The following is a 16,877-nucleotide window of genomic DNA, read 5'->3' on the forward strand; positions in this document are numbered from 1 at the left end:
ATTGGGGTGAATTTACGAATATTTTGACGATTACGGATGTATAACGACAATTAAGTCGTTTAAAAATCTAGGCTTTATTTCATAATAGCACTCGTTTGATTAACAAAGTTCTCTCACTATTTATTTGATTTCTTCAGCCAACTCCAAAATAATTCCCTCTGGCCCACGAACGTAGCATAATTTATAAGCGTTTTCATAGTATTGTATCTCACCAATAAGTCCAGCACCTTTCTTTTTCAATTTGGCAACAAGGGCTTCAATATCTTCAACAGTAAAGGCAATATGCCGGATACCCAAAGTATTTGCCAAAGGAAGCTGTATGCCATTTTCATCTGATGGCGTGTGAAATTTTACTAGTTCTATATTCGTCTCACCGTCTGGCGTTCGCAACATTACAACTTCCTCTTTAACGTCTTGAAGCCCTATTATCCGCTCCACCCACTCGCCTTCCACTTCTCCTTCTCCCAGCATTTCAAGGCCAAAGTCAAGGAAAAACGCTTTCGCGGCAGGAAGATCATTGACGATTATACCTACATGATCTATTCTATTGACCTTCATATCTCATACCTCCTGTTGATTTTGCAATATCCTGTATTTGTTTTCTTCAGCTTATCACACAGAATGGCTATGGACTTCTTTTCTATTGCTAAGACAAATCTTTTTTTTAGTCTTTACTTTCAAATGGCCCGGCTGTTGAATAGAATGACTTGTATTTTTTTACAACTTTATTTTTTAAAAACGACTGAATGAATTTCATCATTCTGAGCCCAGGCAGCTTGGCGGTTCGTCCGCGGAAAGCGAACAGATGCAGGCGTACGGAGCTGCAAAAAGAAACGCTTTTTACAAAAAAGTAATAATCAAGATGGGAGAAAGTATTATTTGGAAGTAGTGTGCTTTTTTAAACAAATGAATTATGAAAGTGATTCGACTTGTAAATTAAACAACTTTTTTGTCCATTAACACCAAACATTGTTTTACGGAACCACAAGTGCGATTGTCAGGATCAGAAAAGTTCATTTATAACGACCATCTTGGTACAACCCACCAAAGCTCCAATTTTGTTCATACGGATTGACTCACACTGTACGACCGCATAGCAAACTCATTTGATAATAAAAATATCCATTAATCACATTTATTTACATTGTATATACTCTCGCTGGAGTCACCACCTTTCGCTCCTTTGATTTATCAATAAAAAACAACAATTTATGTGAAAAGAGCATTAATAAACTGATATATTGAGCCCTTTTTACACAAGGGAGCTTTAATGGAATAAGGGATCAACCCAAATTAAATATAGAAAAAAGCGTATTTTGATCAGTCTCAAAACACGCTTTTCCTATATTATTTCAAGGATACACCAGGTTTAAGGATAAATCGGGTGTTTTTCTTATTTATAAACTTTAACCGTTACTTCTTGTACACCATAGTTAATGGCATCCTGCTGGTCTGGAATAAAGATGTCGATTTTGTTGCCTGTAATCGCACCGCCAGTATCTCCAGCAATGGCATCGCCATATCCTTCTACCCAGACTTTAGAGCCTAGTGGAATAACTTCTGGATCAACAGAAACGACTTTTTTATCAGGATTTTCTAGCAGGTTAAGTCCTGTTGCTGTGATTCCTGAACAGGCGTCACAAGTTGCCGTATATGCAGTAGCTGTCATCGTTAGTTCTTGTACCACTTCTTTATCAGCTTTTTCCTCAGCATCCGTTGCTTCTTCAGTAGGTTCTTCGTTTACAGTGTCCTCAGTTGTTGCTTCTTCAGTAGGTTCTTCAGTTGCAGTGTCCTCAGTTGTTGATTCTTCAGCAGGTTCTTCAGTTACAGTGTCCTCAGTTGTTGATTCTTCAGCAGGTTCTTCGTTTGCAGTATCTTCAGTTGTTGTTTCTTCAGCAGGCTCTTCAGTTGCAGTCTCATCAGCTGGAGCTTCTTCTACAGGTTCCTCAGTTCCCGTTTCTTCCGTCTGAACTTGGTCTGCTTGACTTGGATTTCCTTTTACATAAATATCGATTTCGTCACCTGCATAGATTAAATCTGGATTCTCAATCGAATTCCATTCAGCTAATTTAGGATAGGTTATCCCCTCATAATTTTGGGAAATCCCCCAAAGTGTATCACCTTTCACGATTTTATAGCGTTCAGCAATCGCTACTTTTAGTTGATCGTTTGGGAAAATAAGATCGTTTGATAGATTGTTCCATTCTTTCAATTCGTCTATGGTTATGTCATTTGCCTTAGCAATATCCCAAAGCGTGTCGCCTTTTTGTACCGTTACTTCTGCAGCAGAGGCATTTGCAGTTAAACTAAACGTACCTGCAAGGGCCGCAGCGGTTACCAAAGAAACCAGTGTTTTTTTCATACTAAATACCTCCGAAATTTTATGTAGAAAGTTTAAACTGATCATTATCGTATCATGTAATTGCTAGATTAAAAGAACAGAAAAATAACATTTTCGTTACAGCCATAACGCAAATATTAATGTCTAATTACAATACTCCCTAATATTTCAAGGTAAAGGAATACTATTCTAATAAAGGTTTTTTAATCCAATGAAGAATCACATTTACTTAATTTAGGGGTCTCGGCAGAAAAGCGTGGCCTAATCAATCTATCTAAGGGTAGGGGGTGCTGATATATGAAGGATAACGTTTTGAAAGCTTATTCAACTCTGGCAAAAGATTACGAGAAAAATGTAGATACACAGATGAATGGAGCTTGCGGCTCTTGATGCCGGCTGTGCGGCAGGCTGGTATACAGAGCAATTACTTAAATTGGCGCCAATGTTACTGCCATTGACTTAAGTCCATAGGTGGTTGGAGCGACTAAAAGAAGGTGTGCTACATAATTTAAGTGATTCTGTATCTACTCCAAATAAATAAGAACTTATGAAGTGGACGAAATGGCCCTTTGACTTGAGCGTTATGTCGTGGAAACGGTGATTGCTATATCATTTTGTAGAACCAAGGATACACGGATCAATAGGAAATAAACCCTTAGAGCGTTAACGCTTTAAGGGTTTATTTCTGTGAGGAGGTCTACCGTATTATTAAAATATCTTCTCGTTAAATCAGTAACGGCCTCCAGTGGTGGTGTCATCGTTTTATCTTTATGCCAAGCTAAACAAGCTCACGTATTAACTTGCTTTTTCATAATCGGTATCCATATTTCGCTTTTGAAAGTTGATGAGGTTATATCTTTATCCTCATTCCACAAAATTTCCGGCCCTTTTATTTGCTCATAATTTGTGGATGGAAACCATTCGGAATAAATGCGTCCCCAAACATCTTGCAGCGTATCAGGAAAGGGGCCGATTGCCTCGAATACAGCCCATGAGCAGGCGGGAACGTCAAGTTGTGTTAGGTCATCTGGACACTCCTTCGTTGTTGCCACACCAATATAGTGATCAAGCTCTCCTTTTTCCTCCATTCGACCTTCAGAAAAGTTAGTAGAGGCATTAAGCATTCCTGTAGGTTCGACATTAGACAGCTTTTTAAGTTTATCGATCGTTGCATCATCTAAGCTTTCCCACATAGAGGCAATCTCTGGATTAACTCCGTGGAATATGATAGGAACTCTTTTCTTCATTCCAACTAGACGGAACGCCTCTTTTTTTTCGATACGATAGTTCATTTCACTTCCTCCTTTTATTGATAACTGGAAGGTCATTTGCGAATAGGCTTTAAGTGAATGAACATTGGTTCTAGCTTCTGACGGTGTTACCCGATGCAACTGTTGAAAAGCTCTGGTAAAAGAATCGGGTGAGTTGTACCCGTATTTCATCGCAATGTCAATGACCTTTACATTGCGATCTTGAAGCTCAAATGCTGCAAGAGTAAGGCGTCTCCGGCGGATGTACTCCGACAGCGTAATACCTGCAAGAAACGAAAACATTCTTTTAAAATGATACTCTGAGCAAAAAGCTAGCCTTGCTACCTCTTTAAAGTCAATATCGTTCGTAAGGTTATCTTCAATATACACTAATGCTACATTCATGTTTTTAAGCAAATCCACTCATATGACCTCCTTCACCAATAGAATAACAGGAGCTGAACGTTTCCACCCGACATTCCGTGCACAACAATGCAGGGGTTATCTTCTCTCTTTAAATGAACTTCGCTTGATCACTTTCGTTTAAGTTCGTTTACATACCCCAATCTTGAACCCATTGTGTAGGGAGTTCTAAACCTGCTTGTTTAAGGGCGACAAAATATTGCCCTTGATGAATCCCTTCATGTTGTACGGCTGTATTTTGAAATTCCATAGTTGATATATACTCCGTACTCATTTTAATTCGTTCAAAAGTTGTTTGATTAAGTTCAACAGCTAATTCATTCATACTTCTTTCCAATTCATCCATTAGATTATATTCATTTGAAGGTAAATGACCAGGAAATTGTATGACCCCCGTTTTTAACCCATCACGATATACATCCCTTACACGGACGATATGGATAAATAGTTTCCTCAGTGTTCCTAATTCTACGATTAATTGTTTATCCCAATGGATTTCTGGAGTCTCTATTGCTAACAGGTTCGTCATTTTAGCTGCATACAAAAAACCGCTTGCATTCATATCGCTACTCGCCCCCTTAGTGAATAAATGCTATGTTTTAACTCTTCCTATATTTCCGTTCGTTGAAGGAGACTTGTTAGATCTTTGGTACTCCAATAACCAACAATCTTGAAATTCTCCTCGTGATATTCATGTTTGGGAAGAATCCGAACCTTTTTAAAGCTGCATTTTTCGTAGCATTTTAACGCACGCTCATTCCTTTTTTGAGGATCCATTACTACTCGATCAGCTTGTTTTCGTTCTATTAAATATTCCACTATAGCTTTAACTAACAGGGTTCCAATTCCTTTATTCCAGTAATTAATTTCACCAATAAATTGGTCGATTCCATAAATGGTTTTTGCTCTTTTATAATGGTCGATTTTACTCGTCTTTCATTTAACTGATAATATTGTATGTTCCCTATAGCTCCCCCCCTCGAACTCGACTATACATTTAAAAACATCATCACCAAGGTTATAAAACTTCTTATTAACTTTCTCTAAATCAAACGGTCTATCTCTTCCTTCATAAAACTCAAGGACTGACGGATTGGAAAGCCATTTCGTTAATAAAAAACGATCCTCTTTTTGTAAGGGACGTACTTTTAAGCTTCCTTTTTGAAATAACATGACTCCATCCTTTTATAATACAGAATATTCAAATTATGTTATATTCATTTTAGCATGATCGTTAAAAGTCATCCTCCATTCATTTCATAAAACCAAGATGAGGAGTGTTCATATGAAAGTGGTCGTTGTCGGAACTGGGATCGTAGGCGCAAGTGCTGCCTATCATTTGGCGAAACGAAAGATAGAGGTTGTCATGGTCGACAAGGTTCAAGAAGGGAAAGCAACATCAGCTGGAGCAGGGATCGTCTGTCCATGGGCGTCCAAAGTTGATGATGGAGATTGGTATAAAATCGCAAAACGAGGCGCCAAACATTATCCAACATTAATCGAAGAGCTCAAGAATGATGGCGAAGAGGAAGTTGGCTACCGAAAAGTAGGCGCACTCTGTGTGAGTAAAGACACCGATGAGCTAGATGAAATCGAAAATAGGGTCAGCGCCAAACAACAGGACGCACCAGAAGCTGGCGAAATTAAACGGCTTAATGCTGACCAAACACGCAAGCTTTTTCCACCATTAAATGAAAAACTAGAAGGGGTACTCGTATCTGGAGCCGCTCGAGTTGACGGGCGTTTGCTCCGTGAAGCTTTAAAGCGCGCGGCGCAAAAGCATGGAGCACAGTTCATTGAAGGAGAAGGAATGCTCATCTATGAATCTAACAAAGTAACCGGAGTAAAGGTGAACGGGGAGACGATCTTAGCCGATAGCGTCTTAATCACAACGGGAGCTTGGGCACCTGAATTACTCAAACCACTTGGAATAAACTTAACCATCGAACCTCAGCGTGGACAAATTGCTCACATCCAGTTACCTGACCAAGAAACGAAAGACTGGCCCGTGATTCTCCCACAAACTAGTCATTACATGTTAGCCTTCGATGACTCCCGCATAGTCGCAGGTGCCACACGAGAAACAGACTCCGGCTTTGATTACCGATTAACAGCAGGCGGTGTAAAGGAAGTTCTTGACCAAGCTTTACATATCGCACCCGGCTTAACAAATGGCACATTGAAAGAAGTACGGATCGGATTCCGTCCCATGGGTCCAGATATCCTGCCCATCCTTGGCCCCGTTCCAGACTATGAAGGACTCGTTTTAGCAAACGGGTTAGGCGCATCCGGCTTGACTATGGGCCCTTATGTAGGGAAGCTGGCGGGAGAGATCGCGATAGGAGGAGAGGTAGAGCTGGATATTACCCCTTATCTTCCGGGGCGTGTGATTCACTTTACAGGAGATTAGTAACTTATTAGTGGGCATACCGCTCACTTTTTTTGTAGAAATATAAAAGTTAAACCACGTAAGCGTTCTCTGTGTTCTAGGATCTTTGATATAATAGTAAGAAATATTTAGGAATTTTGGTTTAGGTAACCATTACATACATAATAGCAAAGCCAGGTGAGACGATGATTGTATATGAAGCGACGAAAAACGAGTTTTTGGATGATGTTTTTCATGATCAGCTTGTTAACAATATTTGCGCGAATTATGAAACCAAGATCGGTCGGATTAATGAACGAGAAGTTCGTTCATGGGATAATTCAATGCAATATATGTATCGTGTGCTCAGTGATCATGAGATTCCTAATGACGCTGGGGTTGCGATTGAATTTAAAATCCCACATACATCAAAGCGTGTCGATTTTTTGATTTCCGGGAAACAGCAAAGTGAAAACTCGGTCGTTATAGTGGAGCTAAAGCAATGGAACCAAGTTGAGAAAATTGAAGGAAAAGAAGCGATTGTGAAAACATTCCTCAACCGCGGATTAAGGGAAACGACACATCCTTCGTATCAAGCATGGTCTTATGCAGCACTGATTAAAGATTACAACGAAAATGCCCAGGACAATGCCATGAACTTGTATCCGTGTGCGTATTTACATAACTACATTCATGCAGGGCAGGCCGATCCTCTGACAGATCCGGTGTATGAATTTTACATGGAGGAAGCGCCTGTTTTTATGAAAGGTCAAGCTGGGAAACTGCGTGATTTTATTAAACGCTATATTACGATTGGGGATCAGAAGGAAAACCTATACAAGATCGAAAAAGGACGGATCCGACCTTCAAAATCATTGCAGGACTCCCTGAATAGTATGCTTCAAGGCAATCAGGAGTTCGTAATGGTTGATGAGCAAAAGGTTGTGTATGAAACAGCTCTTCAATTAATGAATGAAGCAAAGCGGACAAATACGAAGCAGGTGCTCGTCGTTGAAGGTGGGCCTGGAACCGGAAAGTCTGTGTTGGCGATCAACCTCCTTGTTGAAATGACAAAACGCAATCTAGTAAGTCAGTACGTCACAAAAAATGCAGCTCCAAGAAACATTTACGCGACAAAGCTAAAGCAAGATTTCCGTAAAGGGCACATTGATAACTTGTTTAAAGGCTCAGGCAGCTATGTTAATGCTGAAAAAAATGAGTTTGACTGTCTTATTGTTGATGAAGCTCACCGTTTAAATGAAAAATCCGGTATGTTTCAACATTTAGGTGAAAATCAACTGAAGGAAATTATGAATGCAGCGAACCTGTCGATTTTCTTTTTAGATGAACGGCAGCGTGTCACGTTAAAGGATGCTGGCAGTTTAGAGGACATTAAGAACTTTTCTGAAGGTCATGGTGCAAACATGACAATGGTGAAACTAGACTCACAGTTCCGCTGCAATGGTTCTGATGGATATTTAGCATGGGTTGATGATGTACTGCAAATCCGCGAAACTGCGAACGCAAACGAAATAAGCCACCAATATGATTTTCGAATATTTAATAACCCTAATGACATGCGTCAGGAAATTGCAAAATTAAATGAAGAAAGTAACAAATCGAGACTGTTAGCAGGCTATTGCTGGAACTGGGTCAAAGAAGGAAAAGCCGATACCGATTTTTATGACATCACCATCCCTGAACACGACTTTGCGATGAGCTGGAACTTAGGGAGTACTGCCACATGGGCAATTGATAAAACCTCAGTGAATGAAATCGGCTGTATCCACACCGCCCAAGGGTTAGAATTTGATTACGCAGGCGTCATTATTGGTGACGATATTATTTACCGAGATGGAGAAGTCAAGACAGACTATACAAAACGAGCGAAAACAGACAACTCATTACGAGGCATAAAGAAAATGTTTAAGGAAGACCCAGAAAAAGCAGAAAAGCTTGCCGATGACATCATCCGCAACACATACCGGACTCTCTTAACCCGCGGCCAAAAAGGATGCTTTGTCTATTGCACCGACGAACCCCTAGCAGAGTACTTAAAGGAAAGACTGGTACGCGTCAACCGCGTTTACGAAGAAAATGAGTTCTTTAGGTCGGTGGAGAGAGTGGCGGAGGATGATGGGGAGTATAGTTAATTTAACGCTACGACCTCCATTTTAAGGTAAAGAGGTGAAATATGCTTACTGAAGGAATTTACGAACAAATTATTTCTGAAAAATTAAAGAATGAACTTGAAATGCACCAAAACGTTGATATTCGTAAAGAGAAGCTTGATGTTGAAGATGCGAAAAAGATGTTATCGTCATATATTTCTCATGTGACTAGAAAAGCTCTAAGTTATGTACGGGATGAGGGAGCGAACGATCAAGATGCCTTACTGAAACAAATCAAAACGTGTAATGACATTATTCATATTTTAAGTGAGCAACTTATGGAAGACGAGTTTCAATCTTTACAGATCTCAGATGAAGGGGAAGTATTAACTTCCATTTATTCAAAACTAAATCATGTAAGAGGTTTAAAGAAAGGCGAGGTCATTAGACCAATTACGCCAATATCAGAAAGCTCTTTGTTTACTGGATCACACCATGAACCGAATATGTTAGGGGAATTGAAGAAGGAGATTCAAACGTCAGACCGGATTGATATGCTTGTCTCATTTATTAAGTGGAGTGGCCTTCGGTGTATCATTGAGGAGTTAAGAGATTTCACTGAAAACAAAAGAGGAAAACTTAGAGTCATAACAACATCTTATATGGAAGCTTCTGATTATAAAGCCATTGTAGAACTAAGCAAGCTTGCTAATACAGAGGTAAGAATTTCCTATGATGTTGAACGAACTAGGCTACATGCAAAAGCTTACATGTTCAAGAGGAAAACAGGATTTTCAACTGCATACATAGGTTCTTCAAACTTATCTAATCCAGCACTTACATCAGGCTTAGAGTGGAATTTAAAAGTAACGGAGAAGGATTCCTTTGATGTAGTAAAAAAGTTTGATGCTACATTCGAAAGTTATTGGAACGATGGTGAATTTATTCGTTTTGATCATGAACAAGAAGCAGATGTAACGAGATTAAAAAACGCATTAAATAAGTCAAAGGTAAAAGAAAAGAATAGTCCGGCATTTTTATTTGATATCCAGCCCTATCATTACCAAAAAGAAATTTTAGAAAGCTTACAAGCAGAACGAGAAGTTTTTGGAAGGAATAAGAATTTGTTAGTTGCTGCTACTGGTGTTGGAAAAACAGTCATTTCTGCATTTGATTATAAAAGGTTTGTCAAGAAACATAAAAGGTTACCGAAGCTTTTATTTGTTGCACATAGAGAAGAAATACTGAAGCAAAGTCGAGATACGTTTCGAGCAATATTAAAGGATTATAACTTTGGTGACTTGTTAGTCGGAGGACAAGCACCTAGTTCGATTGAGCAATTATTTATTAGTATTCAAAGTTTCAATAGTACAAAGCTATATAAAAATACTACTCCTGATTTTTACGATTTTATTATTGTCGATGAGTTTCATCACGCTGCGGCAGACTCTTATCAGAAATTATTAAGTTACTACACGCCACAAATATTGTTAGGGTTAACAGCTACACCTGAGCGAATGGATGGCAAAAATGTATTAGAATACTTTGAGGATAAAGTGGCTGCTGAGATGCGTTTACCAGAAGCGATTGATCAGAAGCTGTTATCTCCATTTCAATATTTTTGTGTAACTGACACCGTTGATTTATCCAAATTAAAATGGAGCCGAAGAGGGTACGATATTCGAGAATTAGAAAATGTTTATACTTCTAATAAGTTAAGAAGTAACCAAATTATCAAAGCGCTAGAGAAATACGTAAGTGATCTAGACGAGGTTAAAGGGCTTGGATTTTGCGTTAGCATTGAGCATGCAAAATACATGGCCGATTATTTTAACGAAATGAATGTTCCATCGGTTGCCTTGTACGGAGACGTTGATCGAAAAACGAGGGAAGAAGCTAAGAGCAAACTGGTGAATGGGGAGATCACGTTTATTTTTGTTGTTGATTTATACAATGAAGGTGTTGATATCCCAGAAGTGAACACAATTCTATTTTTACGACCAACTGAAAGTTTGACCGTCTTTCTTCAACAATTAGGAAGAGGGCTTCGGTTGTCTGATGGGAAAGAATGTCTCACTGTTTTAGACTTTGTTGGTCAAGCTCATCGAAATTATGATTTTGAAGCAAAATTTCGTGCTATAACAGGTAGAACAAAACATTCAGTAAAATACTATGTTGAAAATGGATTTTTTAATTTACCAAAGGGTTGCTTTATTCAACTCGAAAAACAAGCAAAAGAATATGTTTTGAGGAATATTAATGATCATTCGAATACACGTAGAAATCTTGTTACTAAAATGAAATATTTTGAAGAGGATACAGAGTTAGAGTTAACTCTTTTTAATTTCTTAAAGCATTATCAACTATCCTTACATGACTTTTATGGGAAAAATGGTGATCGCTCATTTCAACGAATGAAGGTTGAAGCTGGTAAAAAAGATGATTTTACTTGCGACAATGAGAAAGCGGTTTTAAAACGTTTTCCAAACTTTTTTCACATTGATTCAAAAGATTATCTTTCCTTTTTGCTTCGATATATGGAAGAAGGGAAAGTCGAAACTGAAAATGAGAAGTTAATGCTCACCATGCTTTACTATTCCTTTTACCCTTCTGCCCCTAGTAAAGAAGGCTTTCGTTCTTTTAGAGAAGGGCTAGAAAAAATATTGAAAACAGAAGAAATACGTGATGAGTTAAAAGCAATTTTAGAGTATAAATACTCTACCATAAGCTTTGTGGAAAAAGCTCATGACTTTTCGTTTCAATGCCCTCTTAAGGTGCATAGCCATTATTCAACAGCACAGATTTTAGCTGCATTTGGCTTTTTTAATGAAGATAAAAGTCCTGCGTTCCGAGAAGGAGTAAAGCATTTTGAAGATAAGAATCTTGATATATTCTTTATCACGTTAAATAAATCTGAAAAAGACTTTTCCCCTTCTACATTGTATGACGATTATGCCATTAATGAGCGTTTATTTCATTGGCAAACTCAGAGCCGAGTATCAGATGGGAGTAAAACGGCGGAAAGGTATATTAATCATAAAAAGAACGGGCATCAGATTGCATTATTTGTAAGGGAATATAAAAAAGAACAGGGTTACACGTCTCCGTTTGTGTTCTTAGGAACAGCTGATCATATCAAGCATTCAGGCAGCAAGCCAATGAGCTTTGTGTGGAAGTTAAAAGAAGAAATGCCGCCACATCTTATCGAAAAGGCAAGTAGAGTGATATGAACCTGTGAAAATGGTCTTCTTATACGAGAAGGCTATTTTTCGTTCATTAACTGTTCTACAGCAGGAATATCAGCAGGTGCCCACTTTAATGATTCAAGGTTCTCTCTTTTTAGCCAAACCAATGAGGAATGTTCACTGGGAACCGGGCTTCCTTTGATAATCTTAGATTTAATACAAATCAACGTAATAATAAAATCTTCATATTCATGAGTGTGTTCATGAAATAACTCACTCGTTTCAATGATACATCCTAGTTCTTCTTCAATTTCTCTTCTTAATGCAGTGAAGATGTCTTCGTCCTTTTCAACCTTTCCACCTGGAAACTCCCACACATTTGGAATGCTCATCTTAGGTGACCTTAGGGTACATAGGATTTCACCTTGTCCATTTTCGATTATTCCTGCAACAACGTTGACAACTTTTTTCAATGGTATCGCTCCTACAAATAAAGTCTATGAATATCATATCATAACGTTTTTTGTGGGACATGGGGACATGGGACATGGGGACAGACATGGGACATGGGGACAGGTCCCGTGTCCCGGCAGTTCTAACCTGGATTCCCTAAATGTATAACGATAACTTCGCCTTAAACCGCTGAATGAATATTGCCACCGAGTGCCTTTTTTAATTTATGCCTGCCCCCTCGGGGCAGGCATAAATTCAGGTTGTCGAGAAACCCACAGTTTTTTCAAAACGTGGGTTTCTCGACAATCTGAAAATGGTGACTATATTGATATATAGTCACCATTTTATACCTATTTACCCTACCACTCTTTAGGGTCTGCTGCTCTTACTAATACATCTGATAATTGCTTGCGCCAGTTTTTACTTCTTGCCACTTATTCTTTTATCTCGAACTAAGCTTTACAACTGAATTAATAATTTGATCCCAGTCTTCACTATGAATCTCGTGTCCTGATCCATCAAGAGTCACTAATTCAGCATGAGGGAGGGCTTTCGCAAGAGCAAGCCCGTGCTCGTATGGCAGAGCTGGGTCTTTTGTACCATGAATAACGAGCGCAGGTACGCTGATCTCACCCATTCTATCGAAATACACGTCTCCTCCTTGCAGCATGGCATGATTAAATCTGCTCGGCAGTTGCTTGGCACGATTTGCTTCTCTTTCCGCCAACTTATATATTCTTTCCTGCTCATAAGGTTTGGTGCCGACTAAAGTTTTCCAGCCATCTGCAAGATAGGGAATGACCTTCTCCAGATTTGTCCAATCTATGAAAGAACTTTTCGCATGGTGATTTAGTATGCTCTGATCCATTGGAGGTAGTTTTTCCATCTCAGTCCCGAACACACTTGATGCAATTAGCGTAAGCTTACATACGCGTTCCGGGTATCTCAAGGCAAGAATTTGGCCGATCATACCGCCCAGTGACATTCCAACGATATGAGCGTACTTTATGGAATAAGCATCCAGTACACCTGCTGCATCGTCAGCCAAGTCCGTTATTGTATAATTGGAAGTACCAGGTTCATAAACGGTCGATCGCCCAAGGTCCCGATGATCGTAACGAATGACAAACCTCCCCTGATCGGCGAGGCGAAGACAGAAGTCCTCATCCCACCAGTCCAATGATGACATCGCTCCCATGATTAGAAGCACAGCTGGGTCCTTAGGGTTTCCAAAGCTGTCAGTACATATATCGACTTTATTTACTCTCAGTATTTGTTCACTCATGTTTATTACCTCCGTATTATTTATTATCTAATCGCCGTTACAAAGGCGCAGATCAATAAACTCTTTCCGGAGTATGATTGGCCTGCCCCTTTAATTATCGGAGTCGAACCCACTTGATAATCATAACGAGGCCTCCTTTTAAATGTTATTTAATATGGGAATTATCCCTATATTTATTACTAGAACATAGGGACATCCCCTCACATACCAAAATTTTCTTGTTGTTTTTATCTCAGATACTGCTAAGCAACTATTCCTTTTAATTCTAGATGGGGGAATAACTATTACATCGCGAGTACCTATAAAAAAAGACATTGTGGAAACAATCCAATTCAAGAGTGCTTCCTTAAAAGAAGGGTCAACGCTCTTTTTTCATTATATTGCGGCTCCATCATTTAGGTAGAGCTCTCCTTTACTGAGCTTGCTTTTCGGCTGAGGGAGTAAATAAGGTTAGTTTGTCAATCGGCTTTAGCGAACGCAAAATCGGGTGGAGAAGCCAATACAGGCTAAATAGTACCATAATCATCCCTGATAGAATGAACGGATAAACCGGGCTAAACATGGAGCTGATCGTACCTCCAAGGAGTGCCCCAACTGGCTGACCAATGGCGGCAAAGCTAGTGAGGACCGTAATGACTCGGCCAATCATCTTTACTTCGACCTGCTGCTGAATGATCGAAAATAAGAGAATATTAATGACCCCGACCGCAATAAACCCGATGCCATAAAAGACGATGGAAAACCAAGCAGGAAGCAAGGTAGCCCCTAGCCAAAAGAGGCCTGCCCACAGTGCCGAGACCATCGTTAGTGACCCGTATGGCAGCTGTTTAATTCGAGGCGTAAGAATGGAACCGCCTAGCATTCCTAGTGTCATCGCCACCATAAAATAGCCATAAAAGGCTTCACTGCCTCCTTGCATGAGAGAAAAGGCAGGAAGGGAAGCGAACATGCCGCCTACAAAGAAATTGACAAAAACCGCTGAAACAATGATATGGGGGAGAATCGAGTGACGAATGTACTCTATGCCTGCTTTTAAATCCTTCTTATAGCTTTGAATTAAGATTTTGGTTTTATATGTGTCCGAGTCATTTGTGACTTTGTTCGCTTCAAAACGAAACAATAGGTAAAGTAACGATGTGATCGCATGACAGCAGGCGGTAATAAGAACGGCCTGCACACTACCAATGACAGCAACTAATACCCCTGCAACGGCTAGAAAGACAATATCAAGGCTCTCCCGTAGCGTATTGATATAGGAGTTTGCTTTTACGACATTTGCTTTTCCGACAAAAGAAGGGACAAGTGTCGTTTCAATAGGATAGGTAAACGCCGAAATGAGTGCTACGGAAAACATAATCATAATGACGTAGGATACTTGCAATACAGAAAACGCGTAAAGGAGGGGGATTAAAAAAAGCAGCATCGATTTCGCTAACTCACATACGATCAAGGCTTTTTTATATGAGACGTAATTGGCGAATGGTGAAATGAGAAAACTGATACAGCTAGGAAGGCTGATAACAAAAAATGCCACACCTGAATAAAAAGGGTCGCCACTAATGTAAAGCACTAAGAGCATACCCGCAATACTATAAATCCCGGTACCGATCGCTTTTACAAAGACACCTGAGAGTAAAATATTAAAATTATAACTGAACAATCGCTGGTTCATTCTGCTTCGTCCTCCTCATCATGTGAAATCGTGCATTCAACGCGGTACGCTACACGTTTTTTGTGCGAAGAGACTGAATGGCGTGCGAATTCTACAATCAGTTCTTGCAAGCGTTCATTAAATTGTTCCAATTCTTCAGGTGATAAAGTGAGCGTTGCTGAATTCTTAGTGTGTACTGAGCTTTTCTTTGTGTAGTCTTGATCTTCTAATGTGAAACTTAATGCTTTTGAGCGGTAATATTTCTCAACAATCCCTTTCGATGTGTCTTCATGGTCGAGCTTAAGAATGCCATGATTGTAAAGCTTTTGGATGTGATAGTGGACGCTTCCCCCTGACTTCCCTAAATGGGTTGCAACTTGTTTCGCTGTCATTGTCTGATCATAGAGCAGCATAATAATTTGGCTTCGAAGTGGGTGGGAAATGATTTTTTGCTGCTCTAATGTAATCGTCATATTCTTTGCCATAACATCACCTTCTTTTTATCATCTATTTTTATAGTACGATCTAAAAAGTTAGATTACAACCTTTTTTCAGACTTTTCGAAAAAATATTCAAATGTGAGTAGTTCCGGGGAATGTATTGGTTTTGTAATTTTTATTTAAAAGCAGGCAGCTACCTTCACGTCGCTCGTCTCAATGAGAAAACCAGCATTTAGTGGAATCTAGTCAAAGCAGCAAGAAATCTGGTCAACCGGCGTCGAGATGTAGTCAAAAGAAGGTTTTATCTGGTTATTCAGGGTCGATCTGCTAAATTAGAGACGAAATCTAGTAAAATTGGCTAGATGGGTTTTGTTGTCGATGACTTTACAAAACTCTTCAACGGTTTTAATTCAACTTTGATCGGATCAACTCTTTCGTTTTCTTTAGAAGCTTTTTTGTTTAGATAGTCGGTGATCGCGACAATGGTTTATTTTCTGTAGTAATCTCTATAGTAATCTCTGTAGTAATCTATGGTATTGTTCCTTTAAGTTTTTCACCTAAAGGAATAGAATGATTGCTTGAAGAAACATTTTGTCCCTTCGAATCATCCCTTCGAATTATCCTTTTGAATTCTTTTTGAATCGACTTTATAACCGTCCAAATAATAGCCACGACGAAAAAGATCAGTCTGGATATTCACCAAATTGACCCGGTATTGCTTCGTATGATCCCAGTTGTGATGCGGGTTGTTTCGCTCATCTAGCCAGCCTGCATCGACCAGCGCTTTTAAATACCTCCTCATTGCTTTACTTGAGACGGTCATCATCGTATCTTCCACCAGTTCCTCTGCTTTTTTATAGATCCAGCCGTTCAAAAGCTCAATGCCAAAGTCCTCGTTTCGCCTCCGCTCTTCTTCGATGACGAACCGGTCAAAATCACCTATATACTGCGACCAGTAAATCATCTGATTGAGCACAAGTGCTAGCTTAAAATCCCCCGTCAATGCCAGGAGCTCTTCTTTGATTACAGACCTTTTTGGTTTTCTCATCCATACCCCTCCGTTTTTTGATATGTCTTCATTTAATAGGTATGGAGAACTTAAGGGAAATGGGGAGGAGAAGTTTATATTTTATTAAGCTTTTTTGTAAATTGGTTTTGTTAGGAACTATTCTACACAATATTGATTTTCTTCTACTCAAATGAATTTCATAATATGAGTGTGTCATTAGCTCAGAAATTATTCATATTAGAAGCATATTATACTTCCGCAGAAGTGTCGTGGTGTCTTCGGGCCTTTATAAGTAAGGCTGTTTTCTAAAAGACTGTTGTTCTTGACACAAAATATATAAACTGCGACATAGAAGTAGATT

General features: G+C 39.2%; 14 protein-coding genes. 3 read left to right on the plus strand and 11 right to left on the minus strand.

Annotation, left to right across the window (positions count from 1 at the left end):
- Positions 1-120: 120 nt before the first annotated feature.
- The 6 genes from CDZ94_RS16075 to CDZ94_RS21930 form a co-directional block, all read right to left on the minus strand.
- The gene (locus tag CDZ94_RS16075; RefSeq protein WP_096438744.1) at positions 121-558 is read right to left on the minus strand and encodes a VOC family protein; all 438 of its coding nucleotides are present in this window, start codon (positions 556-558) and stop codon (positions 121-123) included.
- Between the two features lie 835 nt (positions 559-1,393).
- Entirely contained in the window at positions 1,394-2,362 is a 969-nt protein-coding gene (locus tag CDZ94_RS16080; RefSeq protein WP_198546728.1) for a LysM peptidoglycan-binding and 3D domain-containing protein, read from the minus strand.
- Between the two features lie 767 nt (positions 2,363-3,129).
- Complete coding sequence (locus CDZ94_RS16085; protein WP_096438748.1) at positions 3,130-4,014, minus strand: AraC family transcriptional regulator; 885 nt, start codon at positions 4,012-4,014, stop codon at positions 3,130-3,132.
- Positions 4,015-4,144: 130 nt separating this feature from the next.
- Complete coding sequence (locus tag CDZ94_RS16090; RefSeq protein ID WP_096438750.1) at positions 4,145-4,576, minus strand: DinB family protein; 432 nt, start codon at positions 4,574-4,576, stop codon at positions 4,145-4,147.
- A 47-nt stretch (positions 4,577-4,623) separates the two neighbouring features.
- Positions 4,624-4,938, minus strand: coding sequence for a GNAT family N-acetyltransferase (locus tag CDZ94_RS21925; RefSeq protein ID WP_342587643.1), 315 nt, complete (start codon positions 4,936-4,938; stop codon positions 4,624-4,626).
- 12 nt (positions 4,939-4,950) lie between these two features.
- The gene (locus tag CDZ94_RS21930) at positions 4,951-5,187 is read right to left on the minus strand and encodes a hypothetical protein (RefSeq protein WP_342587632.1); all 237 of its coding nucleotides are present in this window, start codon (positions 5,185-5,187) and stop codon (positions 4,951-4,953) included.
- A gap of 112 nt (positions 5,188-5,299) precedes the next feature.
- On the opposite strand from CDZ94_RS21930, the gene CDZ94_RS16100 reads away from it, so the two are divergent.
- The 3 genes from CDZ94_RS16100 (at position 5,300) to CDZ94_RS16110 (ending at position 11,723) form a co-directional block, all read left to right on the plus strand.
- Positions 5,300-6,424, plus strand: a complete 1,125-nt coding sequence (locus CDZ94_RS16100) for an NAD(P)/FAD-dependent oxidoreductase (RefSeq protein ID WP_096438752.1) — start codon at positions 5,300-5,302, stop codon at positions 6,422-6,424.
- Positions 6,425-6,588: 164 nt separating this feature from the next.
- On the plus strand, positions 6,589-8,535 hold the full coding sequence (locus CDZ94_RS16105; protein ID WP_096438753.1) for a DUF2075 domain-containing protein: 1,947 nt from the start codon (positions 6,589-6,591) through the stop codon (positions 8,533-8,535).
- A gap of 41 nt (positions 8,536-8,576) precedes the next feature.
- Positions 8,577-11,723 carry a DEAD/DEAH box helicase gene (locus CDZ94_RS16110; protein ID WP_096438755.1) on the plus strand — a complete coding sequence of 1,049 codons (3,147 nt, stop codon included), beginning with the start codon at positions 8,577-8,579 and terminating at the stop codon, positions 11,721-11,723.
- 32 nt (positions 11,724-11,755) lie between these two features.
- Here the strand turns inward: CDZ94_RS16110 and CDZ94_RS16115 are convergent, their stop codons facing one another.
- From CDZ94_RS16115 to CDZ94_RS16135, 5 genes are all read right to left on the minus strand, one after another.
- On the minus strand, positions 11,756-12,151 hold the full coding sequence (locus CDZ94_RS16115; RefSeq protein ID WP_096438757.1) for a (deoxy)nucleoside triphosphate pyrophosphohydrolase: 396 nt from the start codon (positions 12,149-12,151) through the stop codon (positions 11,756-11,758).
- A gap of 422 nt (positions 12,152-12,573) precedes the next feature.
- Positions 12,574-13,416 (minus strand): CBF family alpha/beta fold macrolide esterase, encoded by an 843-nt coding sequence (mleCBF, locus tag CDZ94_RS16120; RefSeq protein WP_096438759.1) that lies wholly within the window; start codon positions 13,414-13,416, stop codon positions 12,574-12,576.
- A gap of 412 nt (positions 13,417-13,828) precedes the next feature.
- Positions 13,829-15,088 (minus strand): MFS transporter, encoded by a 1,260-nt coding sequence (locus CDZ94_RS16125; protein ID WP_096438761.1) that lies wholly within the window; start codon positions 15,086-15,088, stop codon positions 13,829-13,831.
- On the minus strand, positions 15,085-15,552 hold the full coding sequence (locus CDZ94_RS16130; RefSeq protein ID WP_096438763.1) for an ArsR/SmtB family transcription factor: 468 nt from the start codon (positions 15,550-15,552) through the stop codon (positions 15,085-15,087). The genes CDZ94_RS16125 and CDZ94_RS16130 overlap by 4 nt, the downstream gene beginning before the upstream one ends.
- Positions 15,553-16,111: 559 nt before the next feature.
- The gene (locus tag CDZ94_RS16135; RefSeq protein WP_096438765.1) at positions 16,112-16,555 is read right to left on the minus strand and encodes a hypothetical protein; all 444 of its coding nucleotides are present in this window, start codon (positions 16,553-16,555) and stop codon (positions 16,112-16,114) included.
- Positions 16,556-16,877: the final 322 nt, after the last annotated feature.

This window comes from Alteribacter populi (assembly GCF_002352765.1).
GTDB lineage: Bacteria > Bacillota > Bacilli > Bacillales > Salisediminibacteriaceae > Alteribacter > Alteribacter populi.